The organism is Streptomyces sp. Mut1 (assembly GCF_030719295.1).
Classification (GTDB): Bacteria; Actinomycetota; Actinomycetes; order Streptomycetales; family Streptomycetaceae; genus Streptomyces; species Streptomyces castrisilvae.
On sequence record NZ_CP120997.1, the window covers coordinates 2,131,908 to 2,149,326 of the forward strand.

Here is a 17,419-nt window from a genome sequence, read left to right on the forward strand (position 1 = left end):
TCAGACCCTCCTGATCCGGCGCACATCGCGTACGCAGGCGTTGGCGAGCCCGGCGAAGACGATGACGGACGCGCAGACCAGCAGGACAGTCCGGGTGCTCCAGTACGCGGTGGCCACCCCCACCGCGAGGTACCCGGCAGGGATGGCGATCTGCTCCCCCAGGGAGTTGAAGGCGTTGAGCCGCCCCAACTCCTCGTCGGGCACCTGCTGTTGCATGGCGGTGGACCAGGCGACGATCGCAACGTCCATCCCCGCCCCGGCAACGGCCGCGGCGCCCAGCACCCAGCGCAGCGGCAGCCCCAGACCCATGGCGGCCAGCGGCAGGAAGAGCCCGGAGCTGGTGATGACGCAGACCAGGATGAGGCGCTGCGGCTTCCACAGCAGACAGACGGCCGTCCCCGCCAGCAGCCCGGTGGCGAAGGCCCCCTGCACCAGCCCCCAGGAACCGGCACCCGAGTAACTGCGGTCCGCCACGAGCGGCCCGAGCAGCTGGTAGCCGGCCAGCCAGGCGGCCACGACAGCGGTCCCGGACAGCGTGTAGCTCCACAGCCAGGCCCGGGACCGGAACCCGGCCCACCCGACCCTCAGGTCGACCAGCAGACCGCCGCGAGGGCCCCCGGGAGCCGCGGAACCCGCGAGCCGCAGCCCGGCCATCAGGAGCGCGGCGGCGACGAACGTGGCCGCGTCCCACCCGAGCGCCCAGGCCGGCCCGGCCAGCGCGACGACGAACCCGCCGACGACCGGACCGATGACCTTGACGGCGTTACGGGGCACCCGGACCAGCGCGTTGGCCTGCTGGAGCTGCTCCACGGGCACGAGCCGGGACACGATGCCCCGGGCGGCCGGCGTGGTGAAGGCGGAGGCCGCTCCCGAGGCGCACGCGCACACGCTGATCGCGAGGGTGGTCGCCGCCCCCGTCGCGACGAGCACGGCGACGACCGCCTGCGCGGCCCCCGCCCCGAGGTTCCCGAGGAAGAGGAGGCGGCTGCGCGAGACCCGGTCCGCCAGGACCCCTCCCACCAGGAGAAAGAGCAGGCTCGGCACGGTGTTGGCGGTGAGCACGACCCCGAGCGACCACGCTCCCCCGCCCTGCCCGATCACCGCGAAGGCCAGCGCCACGGGGGCCATCGCCGAGCCGGTCGCCGAGATCAGGTTCGCGAGCAGGAAGCGCCGGAAGACGGGCAGCCGCAACGGGGACCCGGCGGCGGGAGGGGGAGGCTCACTCGGGTGATCGACACCAACAGCCGGCCCTTCACGCACGTCACCCATGGCGGCCAGGTTAGGGGTGGGGGCGGGGCAGGGGCACCCGACCGTCCGGAGGTGGCCGGTAAGGGCTCCTCAGGCGGCCAATTGGTCCCCGAGCGCGCTGCGCGAGTAGAGGACGAGGTGCCCCTGCCGGGCCCGGGTGACGAGCCCGGTCCGGTACGCGCGAGGGCGTAGCACCCGGCTGTCCGGGACCGCCGCACCTCGGCCGGACGGGGTGACAGTCCCGGGCCGGCACGCGCCGGTACGCGCCGGGGCACCGGCAGCCCACGGCGGGCCGCGCCGCCTACCTGGCCGGTCGGTGTGCGGACGTGGTGGCATTCCTCCATGACGCATTCCACACCAGGACACACCTCACCCACCGCGACGTACGACCGCATCGGCACGGGCTACCGCGACATCCGCCGCCCGGACCCCCGTCTCGCCGCCCTGATCCACGAGGCGCTGGCCGGAGCCCGCACGGTCGTCAACGTCGGCGCGGGGACCGGCTCCTACGAACCCGGCGCGAGGACCGCGCGGGTCACCGCGGTCGATCCGTCACAGGTCATGCTCGACCAGCACCCGGGCGGCTGGAAGGTCCTGGCGAGCGCGGAGAACCTGCCGTTCCCCGCCGGGGCGTTCGACGCCGCGATGGCGGTGATGACGGTGCACCACTGGCCCGACCTGCGACGGGGCCTGACCGAGCTGCGACGCGTATCGCACCGGCAACTGGTCTTCACCTGGGACCCGCGGCACGCGGAGGAGCTGTGGCTGATCAACGAGTACCTCCCGGAGATCCGCCACCTCGAACACGCCCGCTTCACCCCGCTGTCCACGGTGGCAAAGGCCCTGGGCGCCCACACCGTGGTCCCGTTCCCCATCCCGCACGACTTCACGGACGGCTTCCAGATCGCGTACTGGCGCCGCCCGGAGTCCTACCTCGACCCGATGATCCGCCGCGCGAGCTCCACGTTCGCCCAGCTCCCCGCATCGGTGGTCGAACCGGCGATCGCCCGGCTCCACAAGGACCTGGCATCGGGCACCTGGCACACCCGCCACGCGGACCTGCTCACGCGCGATTCCGTGGACTACGGCTACCGCTTGCTGATCGCGGGCTGAACGGCTCGGCGCACACGCCCGCCCACACGCCCCGTACGCCGAATGCGTTCACCCGCGCCCGTGATCGGGATCCTCGTCCAACCCGGGCAGTTCCTCATGCCCCTCCGAGTAGTGATTGACCCACCCGCAGAGCGCACAGGCGTACCGCCCGGCCAGACCATGCACCTCGGTGCCGCACCGCGCACAGTCGGTGCGGGTGATCTCGGGAATCGTCGGCTCAGGCTTGCTCGTCACACGGGGACCTTACCGAGTGAGGCTGTGAAGGGCGGGCCGGCGTGGGGCCGGTCAGAAGTCGGGGCAGAGATGCTTGTGCACGGCGTCCAGGATTTTGCCCCCGGTGTCCGCGTTGTTGATGTCGGGCAGGCGCGTCGCGATGGTGAACCTCTCAAGGGTCAGCTCGATCAGTTTCGCCCGGTCCTTGGTCGTCCTGATCGACCCGCACTGATTGAGCCCACGGCTCACGGACCGCTCGTCCATATCGGCCTTCGAGATGCGCGGGTCGATCGCGTCGAGGGCTTCGAGAAACGCGTACCGGTCATGGGCGCTCGGTTCCTCGGGAAGCCCGGCAGCCTTCCGCGCGGCATCCCGATCGGCCTCGCTGACGGTCCTGCCGGGCGCTGCGGCAGCCTTGTCATCGTCACTGCTCCCGCACGCGGTGAGCCCGACGAGCAGGCCGACGACGATGAGCGGGGCGGCGATGCGGGTGTTCATGGTCCCCCTGGGGCTGAGTGGCGAGGAAGCCAGGCTGCCAGATACGGAGAGAGCGCGGAGTCGTGTCCGTTCCCAGACACGAGGAGAACCCCTACGTCGACAACGCCCAAAGCTCTCGTTCACGGCTCCGGAACCACCTGCACGTCAGCCGAACTGCGTGGTCGCCCCAGAACCTCGGCTGCACGCCTGTCCGCTGCGTGCCGCTGCTCCATGGAAGCCCGCAGCTCCCCCGGTGTCGGCCACGGCGCCCGCCGGTGGATCATACGATGGCAGTTGGCACATATGAGGGCAAGGTCACTGAGCTTGGTCCGGCCTTCACCGGCCTTGTGCAGTGGGATGACGTGGTGGCACTCGATGTACCCCTTGCCCCGATCCCCGTAGATCTCCTCGAAGTCGAAGCCGCACGCCTCGCAGGCAAGTTGTCCTCCCTGGCGCAGCACACCGTCGATCTTCCTCTTGCGCAACCCCTTGTTCCGCTCACGGCTCAGGTGGCGGCGTAGCAGCAGCCTGCCCTCCGGCGCGCTGTAATCGTCCTCCTCCTCGGCCGCAGCAGGCAGGTCCTGGAGGTCTCCAGCGCCAAGGCCTTGCCGAATGCGCCGTGCCACCTCCGACATCTCAGCCGGTCGGGCCAGGAAGTCGTTCATGACTTCGACATCCAGCGCGTTGCCGTTGGTCGGTTTACCTGTGTACGCAGGGTGCCGGGAGGTGATGTCAACGGTCTTGCGCGCGACGCCGTTGGGGTTCCGGAACAGCTCGTTGCGTAGTTCCTCGGGATGGATCGGCATGGTCTGAAGCAACGCGGAAAGCTCGACCACACGAGGGTCGTTGAACTCCAGTCGCTTCCACCCGTTGGCCATGGCCAACTCGCAGGCGAGAATGATCTCGTCGCGCGTCCAGTCCGGGCTGCGGGACGAACGGATGGTGAAGCCGAGCCTGGCCAGCCACCGGGCTGCGTGGGACCTTCCCCCGCTCAGCTCCTCCGGTTTCAACGCTCGGCCTTGATCAAATTTGTGCGCCACACCGGCAATGGCTTTCGAGTCGTACGTCCGTTCCTCGTGCAGGAGGAGATACCCGGTGGCGGGCTTGTATCCGTACTTGGTCAAAAACAGGTCTCGCCCCAGCTCGTCGTACTCCAACAGAGCCTTGAGGACACCGTCTCGGCTGATCGCCCCTTTGCGCATGCCGGAAGCGTACGGCCCACCGATGACAACCAGCAGGTCAATTGTGCGAGCGCCCCTGCAACCGCGGGTGCCCCATGCGTTGGTTCGAGCTACGTGGTTCACAATGCGGGCATGGACGACCAGGGTGGGGACTCGGTGTCGGTCTGGCGTATTGGCGGACCGGCTCTCGTGGTGGGCTATGCCATCCCGACGGTTGTGGGGGTGAGTGCTCTCACCAGTTGGGCCGGGTGGGTTTCCTCGCCGGGAGTGGACGCGGCACGGACGGCCGGGCTGTGGACGGGACTGACCGCCGGCATCGCGTTGTTCCTCTGGTGGGCTGTTCTCAGAGTCCGCCTCGAAGTCGGTCCTGCCGGGATCGTGGCGGTCAATCCGTGGGGCACTCACCGACTGGCGCTGAATGAGGTGGCTTCGGTGCGGCTCGGTGCGTGGGGCGCGGAGTTCCACCACGGAGACGGGTTCAAGACCACGGCGTACGCGCTGAGCGAGATGGCCGCCGGGACATCTCAGGACCAGCGCTTCGCGGAGTTGCTGGCTGTTCTTCAGTCGAACCCTGACTTCGCGCCGAGAGCCTGACGAGAAGGGAGCATGCCATTCGAGGGACGCCCCACAGGTCGCCGAAGCTCTCGATGCCGTCGTCCTGAGATGTCGGGGCGGTTCACGACGGGAGCTGAATGGGACGGCGATCCTCCGATTTGCCGCAGGGCACAGGGTGCGCCGATCGTGCCCACGGAGTACGTGTACCGTCCGGCCCTACGGCCATCGGCTGCACCGGGCCCCATTGTCAGACCGCCCTGACATCCTTCCCCCCGTGACCATGACATGGGCCGACTTCTGGGCGCTGACAGCCACCCTGAACGGCGAAGCCACCGAAGCCAACTGCCGCCGCCTCGCCAAGGAGCTGAGCCGCCGGCCCCTCCCCGACATCATCGGCTTCGCGGAGCGCCACGCCGAAGCTCTCTACCGCCTGGACCAGGAGAAGTTCGGATCACTGCCCGTCGCCGACATGACTGACGACAAGGGCGAGCCCTTCCCGCAGTCGGGCGACTCGTTCCTCTACGCACGGTGCGCGGTGGTGGCCGCGGGCCGGGACGTCTGGGAGAGCGCGTTCTCCGACGCCGGCGCTTTCGCCCCGTACACCTCGACCGGGTACGACGGTGAGCGACTGCTGTACGTACCGGACGAGGCGTACGAGCTGGCCACGGGAAAGGAGTGGGACCGCGCGACCCGGTACTGCTTCGAGTCCTTCTCCAACAAGGACGGCTGGCCGCACCTGCGAGGCTGACGCCTCAGCAGGTCACGGTCCCGTTCAGGCACGACTCGTACCGGCACCGGTCCTCGCTCCGGTGCAGCCTTCGAAGGTCCTGGAGAGCCGAAACGGGGAACGGGTACAGCACCCACTTCTTCCGATAGCCGTCCTCTCCGTGCAACCTCAGCACGCTCTCAGCGGCCTCCATCACCGCATGCCCCAGCGTGCTGCGGGGCTGCGTCGAGCTCCAGACGAGGGTGCCGTCGCTGTCGGGCGCGTCCCAACTACTCGCCATGTCCGGGAACCGATGGATGGCGAGGTCCACTCCTTCGCCCCGGCGCCGGAGCCGCCACCTCACCTCGGCCGGTTCGAGATCAAAGGAGACCCTCTGCATGGCGGAGCCGCCGTACAGCCCCGCCACCGCATGAAGCAGGTCGGCCAAGGCGTCCGTGCAATAGCTGACGTCTTCCTTGTGCTCGGCAACACTGTCAGCAATGCGAACGGTCGCCCATCCCGAGCCGCTCAATTCCCAACCGAACCGAAGATCGGCTGTCATCATCCCCGCCCCTCCCGAGCCCGGACCTCGCGGGCAGTCGTCACCGATCATCGGCGCCGGACGCGTGCCCGCACAAGCAAGCACGAGCAGACGCCCTGCACAGACACGACGGGACCGGCAACAGCCGAACAGCACGCTGGGCGGGCACGGGCGTCAAGCGCGTCGGGTCTCCACCCCCGGAGGCGACCGGCCCGCGCAAGTGGAAGACACAACGGCGGAAGCGGTGAGGGGCCAAGCCCACGGATGCGGTCGTCACTCACCGGGCCGGTTGGGCTCGAACCCTCCCCTGACGCGCCCGCGGACCTTCATAACCTACGCGTAGCGGTCGAACAGAGCCCGGAGGTAATCCTCAAGTCGGCTGCTCAGAAGGACGGGAGTCAGGTCCGTGCGGCCGAGTTCGCGCCAAGGGACGGCGACCTTCTCCGCGTCCGGGGCGAATGCCAGGGCGTCGATGACCCGCCAGTAGAGGTGCGCCGCGTCCCGCTCGGCGAGGCGCCCGCCCGCGGCGGCGTACCGATCGGCGAAGGTCATCCCGAGGGAAACGCCGTGGAGCAGAGCCAGAGCCGTCGAGCAGTGGGCCACGTCGAGGTCGGCCGGCCCCCAGGAGGTCTCCACCCAGTCGACGACACCACTGACGCGGGCATCGTCGCGCTCGCCCTCGAAGAGGACATTGCCCGGATGGAAGTCCCGATGCAGGAAACAGGGGCGGAAGGCGGGCGGATCCTGCCGGATGACATCCACGGCCCGCTGCCACAGCTCGGGCCGCGCCGTCTGCTGCGGGGGCGTCACCCGCTCCGGCGACGTCCACGCCTGCCAGGCACGCGGCCTCGTGTCGGCGGAGACCTCCACCCGGTGGATGCGCACCAGCTGCTCGGCCAACAGGTCCGCCCGGCGCTCGGCGCCTCGGTCGTCCAGCCGAACCGCCCCGGGCAGCAACGTCATCAGGAGAGACGGGTGGTCGCAGTCCGTCGCGGTCGCGTCCACGTCCACAAGCGCGGCCGCGGGTACGTCCGTTGCCCCGAGGAGGCGCAGGATCTCGGCTTCACGGGACAACAGACCGTCCGCGTGCCGCACGTAGAAGGGCTTCACGAAGGACCGCAACACCAGGTGCCCGCTGCCCCCCGGCCCCTCGATACAAAGTCTGCGCATCTCCGAGGTCCAGCCGCCACGCAGACGCTCGACCCCCGCTATCCGCTGCCCGGCACCAAGTCGCTCCTCCACCCACGACCTCGTGGCACCCGGGACCTCCGCCCCAAGATCGCCGTCACGTCCCTCTCGGCCCCCAACTTTGGTCACGAGGGAAGGTTATCGACATGACGAACGACGCACCCTGCGAGCCCAGTTATCCATGGAGACGGGCACGAGAAGGGGACTGCTGCACGCGTAGGTGACAGCGGGTTCTATGCAGCCAGGGCTGCGGGTGGGGTCATGATGGCTTCGTACTCGATGGGGGTCAATCGGGCCAGGCGTTTCTGACGCCGGCGTCGGTGGTAGGTGCGCTCGATCCAGGTGACGATGGCGATCCGCAGTTCCTGGCGGGTGGCCCAGGTGCGGCGGTCGAGGACGTTCTTCTGCAGCAGCGCGAAGAAGCTTTCCATGGCCGCGTTGTCGCCGGCGGCACCGACTCTGCCCATCGATCCGATCATGCTGTGACGTGCGAGAACGGCAACGAACCTCCGGGAACGAAATTGCGACCCTCGGTCGGAATGCACGATGCATCCAGCGACCTGGCCGCGGCGGGCGACGGCGGATTCCAGGGCTTTGACGGCAAGGCTGGACTTCATCCGGGCGTCGATGGAGTAGCCCACGATGCGGCTGGAGTACACGTCCTTGACCGCGCACAGGTAGAGCTTGCCCTCGCCGGTGGCGTGCTCGGTGATGTCCGTCAGCCACAGCCGGTTCGGCCCGGCAGCAGTGAAGTCCCGCCGGACCCGGTCGTCGTGGACCGGCGGGCCGGCCTTGGTGTTCTTGCCTCGGCCTCGGCGTTTGCCGAACGCGCTCCACCAGCGGTTGTCGCGGCAGATCCGCCAGGCGGTCCGCTCGGCCATGGCCTCACCGGCCGCCCGGGCCTCGTCGGCCAGGAAACGGTGTCCGAACTCCGGGTCGTCGCGATGCGCGTCGAACAGGGCGTCGGCCCGGTATGCCTCGGCCCTCTCGGTGTCGGTGACCGGTGAAGCCAGCCACCGGTAGTAGGGCTGGCGGGCCAGATTGAGCACCCGGCACGTCACCGCCACCGGCACCCGGTCAGGGGCAGCGGCGGCGGCCAGCTCGCGGACGAGCGGGTACATCATTTTGACGGCAGGTTCGCCTGCGACAGATACGCCGCAGCCCTGCGCAGTACCTCGTTCTCCTGCTCCAGGAGCCGGATGCGCTTACGGGCCTCGCGCAGCTCGGCCGACTCACCCGACACCGGCGCGGGCTTGGCGCCGCCCTCGTCGGTGTCGGCGCGGCGCAGCCACTTCGACAACGTGATCGGGTGGACGCCGAAGTCGGCGGCGATCTGTTCCAGCGTGACGCCGGGCTCGCGGTTGCGTGCGACCCGCACGACGTCCTCGCGGAACTCTTTCGGATACGGCTTGGGCACTGCAACATCCTTCCAGGCCGCCTCTCAGCAAGCCAGGTCAGGTGTCACCTATCCGTGCAGCAGTCCCAAGGCATCTGAGGTTGCTGCACTCGTTGCTGCACGGCAGCGAGGTGCCGGCTCTCTCGTCGGGCTGCTCTACTGCTCATGGACGAGGCGATCCCCGGCCCACTGCTCGCCCCGGCGCCCATCCCGCCCGCCTCGGGTCCTCGGATACCCCGCGTCCGCTCCTGGCTCCGCCCGTTGATGTCGGAGAAAGATGCCGAAGGCCCCCCGCCATGATCGACGAGGGGCCTTCGCACTGGTGGGCGCGGACGGTTTCGAACCGCCGACATCTGCTTTGTAAGTTCGGCCGGATCTGCTTGAGCACCCGGTCTGCCCCGGCTACCGCTGCTGTCTAAGGTTCTCAGGAACCGCCATTGTGTGCTGCCGTTGATGTCAGTCGTGGATGTCGACTCGCTGAGCGACCGCCGTCAAGGGGGCACCGTTGAGCGTTGTGGACCTGTTCTCGGACGGCCTGACAGCGGCGAGCTACCAGCACACCACTGTCATTCAGCATCGTCTAGCGTTGGCTGCTGCGGAAGCGCCGGACCACGCCTAAGATCGTTTGGCTGGGTCACTGGTGAGACGCCGCTTCCTGCCGCTTCGACGGAAGAAAAGATGAGTCGCCGGTTACGGCGATTCTCTCGCTTTTCCCATTTCAGGAAGTCCATGCCCGTCGTAGCACGCTGCGCACTTAGCTCGGCAACATCGAGGAGCCAAACGTTGAAGCGCTGGGACCCCTTATCCGGAATCGTCTCACTCTCGACCAGCAGGTGAGTGAAGCGCAGGTGTTGAAGCTTATTGATTTGCTCGCTAAGAATCGCCTCGTCGGTCGCGACAAGGAAATATGCAGACTTCTTTTCTCGACAAAACTCGGTAATTTGCCTGACGATCTTCTCCAGCTCTAGGGCCTCATCTGGCTCATCCTTGCGCAGGTCATCGAATTTCGAAGGACTAATCAGGCCCGCAGCCTTATTTACATCCTCAACAATTACACGATGGGAACCCGTTTTCTCACTAACCCCGCGATTCCGAGCCTCGGTGATCGAACCCGAGGCCAGTCGAAGATAGTCGCGCGCGACCCCGCCGGCCGCGAGAACTAGGCGCTTCCTCGCGTCATCGGTAAACAATGCCTTGATATCCACGCCCGATTTGGAGGCGACCTTCGAAAGGATCTGTTCGAGGAATTCATGGGTGGATTTAAAGTGACGCAACCCTCGGTCGAGTGGAACCTCATGCGCGTCGTGGCCAATTTGCATACCTCGTGGAGGATCCCCCGGCTTGAACGTCACTGTCGAATAGCGGATACTGCCGATTTTTAGCCACACCCCCGTGTCCTTGACGAGCCGATGAAGGTATCCCAACACCAGAGGCTGGACGTCTCGGCGGAGCTGGTACAGGTCGTCCACAAAGACGAATCCCCCACCAGTAACCTTGGCTGTATCGACGATGAGGGAACGAAAGTTAGTTAGAGCGCGTTCCAGGTACTGCTCCTTTGATCCCTCAACGACCTCGCTGGACGATACCGAAAGCTTTGCAGTCCCTTCCGTCTTCGCATCCAACGAGACGATCTTCATCTTGACGCCAGCACCCGCACCCACAGTGCTGCCGGCTTCGTCGTTTACTGTCCACTGAACCTTGCGATCGAGCGGGGCGAATTTCAGGAGCTCCAACTGGTTCGCGGCCTCGCCCAGAGAGGTCGCGAGGGTCGCGATCGGGTGTGCGGGCTCTTTTGCACCGAAGATCCTCTTAAAGAACCCTGGCTTCTGAGCTTCGGGGATCTTCGAAAGAAGCGCTTCACGCGCTCCTTTGATCAGTTCATGTACAGCGCTGACGAGCACGTCCGGGTAGCTGAGGTTCGCGAAAATCTCCTGGTCGATCCAAACGGCTGCCCGGTCCTCTTCGGTCACTTGCTCCTGTAGGTGACGGAGGAGGCTCGATTTTCCCGATCCGCGCTGACCAAAGACGAAATGATGGTAGTTAGCCTCGGCAATTTCTCCACCCTTAGGCGGGACGTAGCTCTGAGGGCCACCGAAGGGCGTCGCACGTGTTGCCTCTTGCAGGTCTTTGAGGAGTTGCGTCACCTCGGCCGTGGCGAACTGTGCACTGTTACCACCGGTACCCATAATGCCTCCTGAGTGACTACCTGACGCCACGTCAACTCGTTCCGTATTACACGGCCACACGTGCACGAGGCTGACAGATGCATGCTAGGCGGAGAACGGGGCGCTTGGCCTCCGATTGGCTGGCTTGGTATCGCCTTAACTCGGGGGTGCGATACCCGCACCACGCTTCCGCCACCTCCCACCACTCACCCCAGCTCCCATCCCGTCCGCCTTCGACCCACACACCGTGGAGCGGTCGTGGTTCAGGGCGTCAAGGTGGAGCGCGCCACTGTACGAACGACCTTGACGCCCTGGGCCGCGACTGCTCGGCTCTGCCTGGGTCGAAGGTGGTCGGGATGGGAGCCCCACGACGCTCGCCACGCTCCGGCCGGCACTCGCGAACGGCGCCCCGTCCATCCCGGAGTCTGAGCGCCCCCGCCGGAGGCATCGTCTTGAAGCCGCGGGCTCGGTTCTCGACTCATGCCCCGGGCCTATCCAGTAGTGGGCGCGCGTCGGCGGCGGCAGCGCTGAGCGGGCCGCAGGCAGGAGCGCGGGCGCAGCCAGAGCCGGGAGCGCGCCCGGCGGAGCGGAGCGCAGCCGGGTGCCTTGATGAGGTAGAGAAACCTGTAACAGCTCTCGGTGGCCGGAATCGGCGTCTTGGCACCTCTGCGGGGGCATGGTGCGGCGGACTCCCGAACCGAGGAGGGTGGGCAGCTGTGCTGCAAGAGGACTTGGTGGGCAATCGGCCGGGAGATGCGATCCGGAGGAAGCTCGCAGAACTGGAGCCCAACCGAGTGAAGAGGCCGTTCGCCCGCTGGTCGCCGGATCGGGAGATACGCAACTGGGCGTTAGGGCTGGTCGGTGAGCGTACGACTGGCCGGCGCCTGAACACTCTCAGACGACAGGGCTGGCGGGTCCTTCACTCCGTCCAATGGCCCAGCGGGTCGGACATCGATCACCTGGCCATAGGCCCCTCGGGCGTCTTCACCATCAACTCAAAGTGCCGCAGGGGCAAGACCGTCTGGTACGGCGATCACGCCATCACGGTCAACCGCGCCCCCACCAAGTACATCGTGGTCAGCAAGCACGAGGCTCGACGCACCTCGCGCGCTCTGTCAGACCACTGCGGGTTCCTTGTGCCTGTCCGCCCGGTCATCGCGATCGTGGGTGCGGCCAGACTCTCCGTGAAGAACGCGGCGCCTCCGGTTCTCGTCATTGATGGCACCACGGTGCACACAGTCCTCTCCGGACTCGCACCTGTGCTTCCGCCAGAGCGGGTTGAGCGGATATTCAACGTTGCCCGCCGGGGCGAAACCTGGGCTGGGCGCTGAGGAGCCCTTACGCGTCAAAGGCGTATTCGAGGATGTATGAAGCGGAGTCAAGAGTCATCTCGTTGACCTCGACGGCACGTCCCTCGTCCGCAAACGCCGTCCGGCAGATCAGCATGACGGGCGTCCCGGTGGAGAGCTTCAGTTGTTCCGCCTCGTCCGTCGACGGCATGCGAGACCGAATCTCCTCGCGGAAGTGGACCGGCTTGGAGCCGAGTTCAGCAAGCCGGGCGTAGATGCCGCCAGGCCCTGTGTCCTCCTGGGTGATCGCAGAACCGGCTACCAGGCTTGCCAGCAGATACGACGTAGCTATGAGCACTGGCTTGTCGTCCAGGACGAACCGTCGGCTGCGTACGCACACGGGGTCGCCCTGCTCCACTCCCAGCACGCGGGCCACACGCTCCGGGGCACCCTGCTCGGTGACGCTCACCTGGTCAACGACCAGAGTCCGGTCTTCTGTGTCGACGGCCCAGACGGACCGGCCTTCGCCCCACTGGGACTGAGCCAAGCGCTTGATGCCCTGGCGACGCAGCGGACGAAACGACCGCACGAAGACGCCGGCGCCCTTGCGAGACTCGGCGATGCCCTCGCTTTGCAGAACGCCGAGGGCCTGGCGCGCGGTCATCCGGGCCACGCCGTGGCCGGCCATGAGGTCGTTCTCGCCTGGCAGCCGATCGCCCGGCTGGTACCGCCCGGACTGGATGGCGTCTCGCAGCTCATCGGCGATCCGTTGGTACTTCGGCTGCCGCTTGGCGCCCTCGGTGGACATGAGTGATCTCTTCCTCTCCTCTCTAGACAGCCTAGAGCTTTCTTTCACGAAAGAAACGTACGTCCCACGAGCGGAACGTGCTCGTTACGAACCGATCGCATGCCCTGAGGTGGCACAACAACACATCTCTAGACAGGTGTTGACGTCTCTAGAGATGAGCTGGTTCACTGTAGATGTCTAGAGAGGTTGCCGGTTGGCGGTGACCTCCTGAACAAGGGATGCGCTCATGCCGTCTTTCAAGATCGACGTTTCGACCGCTGTCGTGTTCGTGGCGACGCCTCCGACGCCGAAGCTCGTGAGCAAGCAGACCGGCGAGATCGCGGTGGACCGGGAGACCGGGGCCCAACTCGCGACGGTGGGCCTGCTGATCTCGGACGAGGGGGAGGGCAACCTCTACCAGGTGACCGTGCCGAGCACGGGCGTCCCGGAGAACCTGGTCCCCGGCACCCCGGTCACGGTGATCGGCCTCAAGGCCCGGGACTGGGAGAACACGTTCAACGGCCAGACCCGGCACGGGATCAGCTTCCGCGCGGTGGCCATCACGGCGGGTGTCTGACCATGTCGGATCTTTCCACGGTGATCGAGGTGGCGGGGGCATTATCGGCCGCCGGCGGCCTCGGCTACGCGAAGGTTCGGTCTCCTCGGGTGTTCTGGTCGCTGGTCGGTGCCCCGGTTGCCCGGGTCCGGTTCTCGGTGACGTACCGGGCGACGATGGATGTGTGCGGGCTGACGGTCCAACCGTCCCGCCTGCGGGCGTTCATGGTCCGCAACGTGGCCCGTCAGGAAGTCCAGCCGGTACCGCCGAGGGTCCACCGGGTCCGCTACTCCTCGACCGGGATGCGGGCGACGCTGCGCCTCCCGGCCGGCCTGGAACCCGCCGACGTGTCTGCCGCCTCGGAACGGTTGCGGCACGCCTGGGGCGTCCACTCCGTGCACGTCGTGGAGGTGAAGCCGGGGTTCGTGGAACTGCGGATGACTGGCTACGACGTACTGCGCCGGGTGAAGATGCCCCGCCGCCTGCCCCGTACCACCACCGCCGGCCCGCTGGTCGTACCCGTCGCGCTCCGGGAGGACGGCACGGCGTTTGTCCGCGACTACCAGAAGATCCCGCACGCCCTGACGGTCGGGGCGAACCAGTCGGGCAAGTCGATGTATCAGCGCAACCTCATCTCCGAGCTGGCCAAGCGCCCGGTCGGCCTGGTCGGGATCGACTGCAAGAGGGGTGTGGAGCAGGGCGGTTACGCGCCTCGGCTCTCCGCCCTGGCGGTGACTCCGGACGAGGCGGACGGGCTGCTGGAAGCCCTTGTGGGCGAGATGGAAGAGCGCTTCGACGTTCTCAGCTCTCACGGTGTCCCGGACATGTGGGCCCTGCCGGCGAAGGTGCGGCCGGTGCCGCTGGTCGTCCTGGTCGATGAGGTCGCGGAACTGTTCCTCGTCGCTGCAAAGAAGGACGAGGAACGCCGGGACCGGATGGTGATGCGCATGATCCGGCTCGCGCAGATGGCCCGGGCGGTCGGGATCTTCCTGGAGGTCTGCGGACAGCGATTCGGCTCCGACCTCGGCAAGGGCGCGACCGCCCTCCGTGCCCAGCTCACCGGGCGTGTGGTGCACCGGGTCAACGACAAGCAGACCGCCGAAATGGCCCTGGGCGACATCGCCCCGGAAGCGGTCTTCGCCGCGACCACCATCGCGCCCGACCGCCCCGGTGTCGCCGTTGCCGGTGACGCGTCCGGCGGCTGGTCTCGCATCCGAACCCCCGCCATGACCCCGGCCGACGCGGTCGCGGTCTGCCAGGAATACGCGCACCTCACCCCGCACCTCACCGCTCTGGCATCCTTCCGGCCGACCGTCCACACCACCCCGGCACCGGCCGCGCCACTGCTGAAGCTGGTCCCGGTCCCCGAGTAGCACCCCTGCCCGTCCCGGTCGGCGTGACCGTCTCACGCCAGGTCCCTACCCCGCCCATGCCCGGAACCGGAAGGAACCCCCGCCATGGCACCTCGACGGACCACCCCCGAGCCTCCGCCCGTGGTCGCGAACGGTGACTGCAAGCCGTGCGGCGGGACCGGCAACGTCCCCACCACGGTTCGCGTCGGCCGCAAGCGCCGCCCGGTCGGCCAGCAGGACGGCCTGTGCCTGAACTGCTTCGGCACCGGAACCGACCCCGACGCCTGACCCCCTCTGCTCCGGGTGCCGGGCGGTGACCACCCGCACCCCGCCCGGCCCCGGCACCACCACAGATTGGAGGTGACCACCATGCCCCGCACCATCCGCCCCGATGCCGTCCTGGTTCAGGCCGTGATCGCCGGTGCCCTGTCCTTCTCACACCTGCATGACCTGGCCGACGCTGCCGGACAGGACGGCTGGAAAGCCTGGGCCTACCCGATCAGCGTGGACCTGCTCCTGGTCGCCGCCTGGCGCCAGATGCGCACGAGCGCGGACAACGGAACGGCCTGGGTCTGGTTCGTCATCGCCCTGGCCGCATCCCTCGGCGCGAACATCGCGACCGCCGGAATGCTCGACCTGGACAACGTCCCGCCCTGGCTCCGCATCTTGGTCGCGGGCTGGCCGGCCCTCGCCTTCCTCGGCGGAACACTCCTCGCCCACACGAACAGCGTCGCCCCCGCGGCCCAACTGGCCGATACAGCAGCGCCGTTGAACGCCTCGGCACCCGAGCCCGTGACCGTCGAGCGCGAGCCCGACCCGGCCCCGGAACCTGCGCCCGAACTCCCGCCCGTCACGACTCCGGCGGCACCCGAACCCGTACCCGCCCCGGAACCCGTTGCGGCCCCGGCGCCTGTCGCGGTGACTGTTCCGCCGGCGTTGCTGGATCACGCCCGGAAGGTCGCTGACACCCACCACGCCACGACCGGCAACCGGATCGACACCGCGACCCTGCGCGCACGCCTCGGCGTCCCCGCACCGCTCGCCGACGCCATCACCGCCCAACTCGCCTGATCAGAAGGGATCTCGACTCATGGCCCTGTTCAACTTCAATCGCCCCGCCGACTACGTCGACGCCGCCCGGGAGATGGCCGCCACCGGCCGCCCCACTCTCGCCCGGCTTCTCGCCGAGGAAGCGGCCGACCGCACGACGGACCCGGCAGAGGCCGACCGTATCCGCGCCGAGTTCCCCGGCAACAGCCTCCGTCAGGAGGACTGACCATGCCGCGTCCCAACCGCTTCACCGACGTGATCCGCATCGGCCCCGTCCAGGTCGGCACCCATCACGACGGCCGGGGCCGCACCAAGCACACCGCCGCCTGCACCGCCCCCGGCTGCAATTTCTCCGCCAACTACCACAACCGCTCCGCTGCCGAACTCGCCGCCCGCACCCACCGCTGCAACCCCTGACAGGAGGAACCGTGTTCACCCCGAAGATCCCACCCCCGGACACCGCGCCCACCCCCCTCTCGACGCCCCTCGACCGCCCGCTCACCGGCATCACCCACACCCCCGCCTGCACCTGCCACCACACCCCCGCGGCCCCGGCCCCGGTGGCTCCGCCCACCCGGCCGACCGTCCGGCTGACCCCGGGCTCCCTGATCCTCACCGCCGCCGGCGGGACCGCGATGGTCCTGATCATCGGCACGGTCCTGGTCTCCATGCTCCTGGCCACCGCGATCACCGCCGCCTCGGTCGCGATCTGCGCCGTGGTCCTGCGCTCGCTCCTCAACAGCAAGGCCCGGTGATCGGCATGGACTTGTCCATCGTCGCCGCAGCGTTACCTGCCCTCGGGTGGGCCCTGCACGGCAGCCTGCTCACCCACCGTCTGTCCACCGCTCGACGCGACCCGCTCACCGGCCTGCACACCCGAACCGGCTGGACGGCCCGCGCCGAACGCATCGCTACCCGCTCACCCGACGCCGCCGCCCTGCTCGTGGACCTGGACGACTTCAAGGCCATCAATGACACGTACGGCCACCTGGCTGGCGACGCCGTCATTGCGGCAACCGCCGCACGGCTGACTGGCTGGGTCTCGGGCCACGGGATCGCGGCCCGCCTCGGGGGCGACGAGTTCGCCGCCATCATCACCGCCCCCGCCCGCACTCCCGGCTTGGCCGCGCTTCGCGAAGCTCTGCACCGCCCAGTCGCCTACGGCTGCCAGACGGTCCCGGTCGGCGCCTCGATCGGTGTCTGTCACCTCGCCGCCCTGCCCGCACGCACCCTCACCGACGCTCTGTCCGCTGCGGACTCGGCCATGTACGCGGTCAAGGGACGCGGCCGACGCAACAACACCCCGCGCGCTCGCTCTTAACGGCCCCCGGGGCGGCCTCAACCGCCAAGTTTCGCCGCCCCGGGCGCCTCAACACCTTCCAGATCTAGCTGACCCGAAAGGGAGACACCATCATGCCCCAGCGCACCCCGCCCCGGCCGATCTGCGGCCACTGCGACGGCTTCCCCACCGTCGCCATCACCACCGGCGCCCACACCCCGGCCGGCGAACGCCGCACGATCACCGCCGACTGCCCCGCCTGCCACGGCACCGGCCACACCCTCCCCGCCACCCGCACCCACGCCCGGATCGGGGCGTGACCT

General features: G+C 68.1%; 22 protein-coding genes. 13 read left to right on the forward strand and 9 right to left on the reverse strand.

Features of this window, described 5'->3' with window-relative positions; all coding sequences use genetic code 11:
• Entirely contained in the window at positions 1-1,191 is a 1,191-nt protein-coding gene (locus tag P8A18_RS09035) for an MFS transporter (RefSeq protein WP_306060774.1), read from the reverse strand.
• A gap of 399 nt (positions 1,192-1,590) precedes the next feature.
• Here P8A18_RS09035 and P8A18_RS09040 point away from each other — a divergent pair, with 399 nt between their 5' ends.
• A complete protein-coding gene (locus P8A18_RS09040) occupies positions 1,591-2,361 on the forward strand; it encodes a class I SAM-dependent methyltransferase (RefSeq protein WP_306053324.1) in 771 nt (256 codons plus the stop codon).
• A 48-nt stretch (positions 2,362-2,409) separates the two neighbouring features.
• Here P8A18_RS09040 and P8A18_RS09045 read toward each other — a convergent pair whose 3' ends face one another.
• From P8A18_RS09045 to P8A18_RS09055, 3 genes are all read right to left on the reverse strand, one after another.
• A complete protein-coding gene (locus P8A18_RS09045) occupies positions 2,410-2,595 on the reverse strand; it encodes a hypothetical protein (RefSeq protein WP_026250501.1) in 186 nt (61 codons plus the stop codon).
• A 51-nt stretch (positions 2,596-2,646) separates the two neighbouring features.
• Positions 2,647-3,072, reverse strand: a complete 426-nt coding sequence (locus P8A18_RS09050; protein WP_306053326.1) for a hypothetical protein — start codon at positions 3,070-3,072, stop codon at positions 2,647-2,649.
• A gap of 119 nt (positions 3,073-3,191) precedes the next feature.
• A complete protein-coding gene (locus P8A18_RS09055) occupies positions 3,192-4,253 on the reverse strand; it encodes an HNH endonuclease (RefSeq protein WP_306053327.1) in 1,062 nt (353 codons plus the stop codon).
• Positions 4,254-4,364: 111 nt separating this feature from the next.
• On the opposite strand from P8A18_RS09055, the gene P8A18_RS09060 reads away from it, so the two are divergent.
• Together P8A18_RS09060 and P8A18_RS09065 are read left to right on the forward strand one after the other, a co-directional pair.
• Positions 4,365-4,826: a PH domain-containing protein gene (locus P8A18_RS09060; protein WP_306053328.1), complete on the forward strand. Its 462-nt coding sequence runs from the start codon at positions 4,365-4,367 to the stop codon at positions 4,824-4,826.
• 241 nt (positions 4,827-5,067) lie between these two features.
• A complete protein-coding gene (locus P8A18_RS09065) occupies positions 5,068-5,535 on the forward strand; it encodes a DUF4240 domain-containing protein (RefSeq protein ID WP_306060776.1) in 468 nt (155 codons plus the stop codon).
• A 4-nt stretch (positions 5,536-5,539) separates the two neighbouring features.
• On the opposite strand, the gene P8A18_RS09070 is transcribed toward P8A18_RS09065, so the two are convergent.
• The 4 genes from P8A18_RS09070 to P8A18_RS09085 all read right to left on the reverse strand — a co-directional run bounded on the left by P8A18_RS09070 (position 5,540) and on the right by P8A18_RS09085 (position 10,804).
• On the reverse strand, positions 5,540-6,058 hold the full coding sequence (locus P8A18_RS09070; RefSeq protein ID WP_306053330.1) for a hypothetical protein: 519 nt from the start codon (positions 6,056-6,058) through the stop codon (positions 5,540-5,542).
• Positions 6,059-6,367: 309 nt separating this feature from the next.
• Positions 6,368-7,276, reverse strand: coding sequence for a phosphotransferase family protein (locus P8A18_RS09075; protein WP_306053331.1), 909 nt, complete (start codon positions 7,274-7,276; stop codon positions 6,368-6,370).
• A gap of 179 nt (positions 7,277-7,455) precedes the next feature.
• Positions 7,456-8,639, reverse strand: a protein-coding gene (locus P8A18_RS09080) for an IS3 family transposase (RefSeq protein WP_306053333.1) whose coding sequence is annotated in 2 segments (ribosomal slippage) — positions 7,456-8,349 and positions 8,352-8,639 — 1,182 coding nt in all. Because the reading frame shifts where the segments join, the coding sequence is not laid out codon by codon here.
• Positions 8,640-9,184: 545 nt separating this feature from the next.
• Complete coding sequence (locus P8A18_RS09085) at positions 9,185-10,804, reverse strand: hypothetical protein (protein WP_306053334.1); 1,620 nt, start codon at positions 10,802-10,804, stop codon at positions 9,185-9,187.
• Positions 10,805-11,499: 695 nt separating this feature from the next.
• Here P8A18_RS09085 and P8A18_RS09090 point away from each other — a divergent pair.
• Entirely contained in the window at positions 11,500-12,114 is a 615-nt protein-coding gene (locus P8A18_RS09090; RefSeq protein WP_306053335.1) for a nuclease-related domain-containing protein, read from the forward strand.
• 7 nt (positions 12,115-12,121) lie between these two features.
• On the opposite strand, the gene P8A18_RS09095 is transcribed toward P8A18_RS09090, so the two are convergent.
• Positions 12,122-12,880, reverse strand: coding sequence for a GntR family transcriptional regulator (locus P8A18_RS09095; RefSeq protein ID WP_306053336.1), 759 nt, complete (start codon positions 12,878-12,880; stop codon positions 12,122-12,124).
• 226 nt (positions 12,881-13,106) lie between these two features.
• Here P8A18_RS09095 and P8A18_RS09100 point away from each other — a divergent pair, with 226 nt between their 5' ends.
• The 9 genes from P8A18_RS09100 to P8A18_RS09140 all read left to right on the forward strand — a co-directional run bounded on the left by P8A18_RS09100 (position 13,107) and on the right by P8A18_RS09140 (position 17,416).
• Complete coding sequence (locus P8A18_RS09100; RefSeq protein ID WP_018554023.1) at positions 13,107-13,436, forward strand: SCO3933 family regulatory protein; 330 nt, start codon at positions 13,107-13,109, stop codon at positions 13,434-13,436.
• A gap of 2 nt (positions 13,437-13,438) precedes the next feature.
• Entirely contained in the window at positions 13,439-14,788 is a 1,350-nt protein-coding gene (locus tag P8A18_RS09105; RefSeq protein WP_306053338.1) for an FtsK/SpoIIIE domain-containing protein, read from the forward strand.
• Between the two features lie 84 nt (positions 14,789-14,872).
• Complete coding sequence (locus tag P8A18_RS09110; RefSeq protein ID WP_306053340.1) at positions 14,873-15,055, forward strand: hypothetical protein; 183 nt, start codon at positions 14,873-14,875, stop codon at positions 15,053-15,055.
• A gap of 81 nt (positions 15,056-15,136) precedes the next feature.
• Positions 15,137-15,838, forward strand: coding sequence for a DUF2637 domain-containing protein (locus P8A18_RS09115; protein ID WP_306053341.1), 702 nt, complete (start codon positions 15,137-15,139; stop codon positions 15,836-15,838).
• Positions 15,839-15,857: 19 nt separating this feature from the next.
• Entirely contained in the window at positions 15,858-16,043 is a 186-nt protein-coding gene (locus P8A18_RS09120; protein WP_306053342.1) for a hypothetical protein, read from the forward strand.
• Positions 16,044-16,045: 2 nt separating this feature from the next.
• Positions 16,046-16,234 carry a mobile element transfer protein gene (locus P8A18_RS09125; RefSeq protein WP_136205901.1) on the forward strand — a complete coding sequence of 63 codons (189 nt, stop codon included), beginning with the start codon at positions 16,046-16,048 and terminating at the stop codon, positions 16,232-16,234.
• 11 nt (positions 16,235-16,245) lie between these two features.
• Positions 16,246-16,572 carry a SpdD protein gene (locus P8A18_RS09130; RefSeq protein WP_306053343.1) on the forward strand — a complete coding sequence of 109 codons (327 nt, stop codon included), beginning with the start codon at positions 16,246-16,248 and terminating at the stop codon, positions 16,570-16,572.
• Positions 16,573-16,577: 5 nt separating this feature from the next.
• Positions 16,578-17,138: a GGDEF domain-containing protein gene (locus tag P8A18_RS09135; RefSeq protein ID WP_306053344.1), complete on the forward strand. Its 561-nt coding sequence runs from the start codon at positions 16,578-16,580 to the stop codon at positions 17,136-17,138.
• Between the two features lie 92 nt (positions 17,139-17,230).
• Positions 17,231-17,416 (forward strand): hypothetical protein, encoded by a 186-nt coding sequence (locus tag P8A18_RS09140; protein ID WP_306053345.1) that lies wholly within the window; start codon positions 17,231-17,233, stop codon positions 17,414-17,416.
• Positions 17,417-17,419 lie beyond the last annotated feature (3 nt).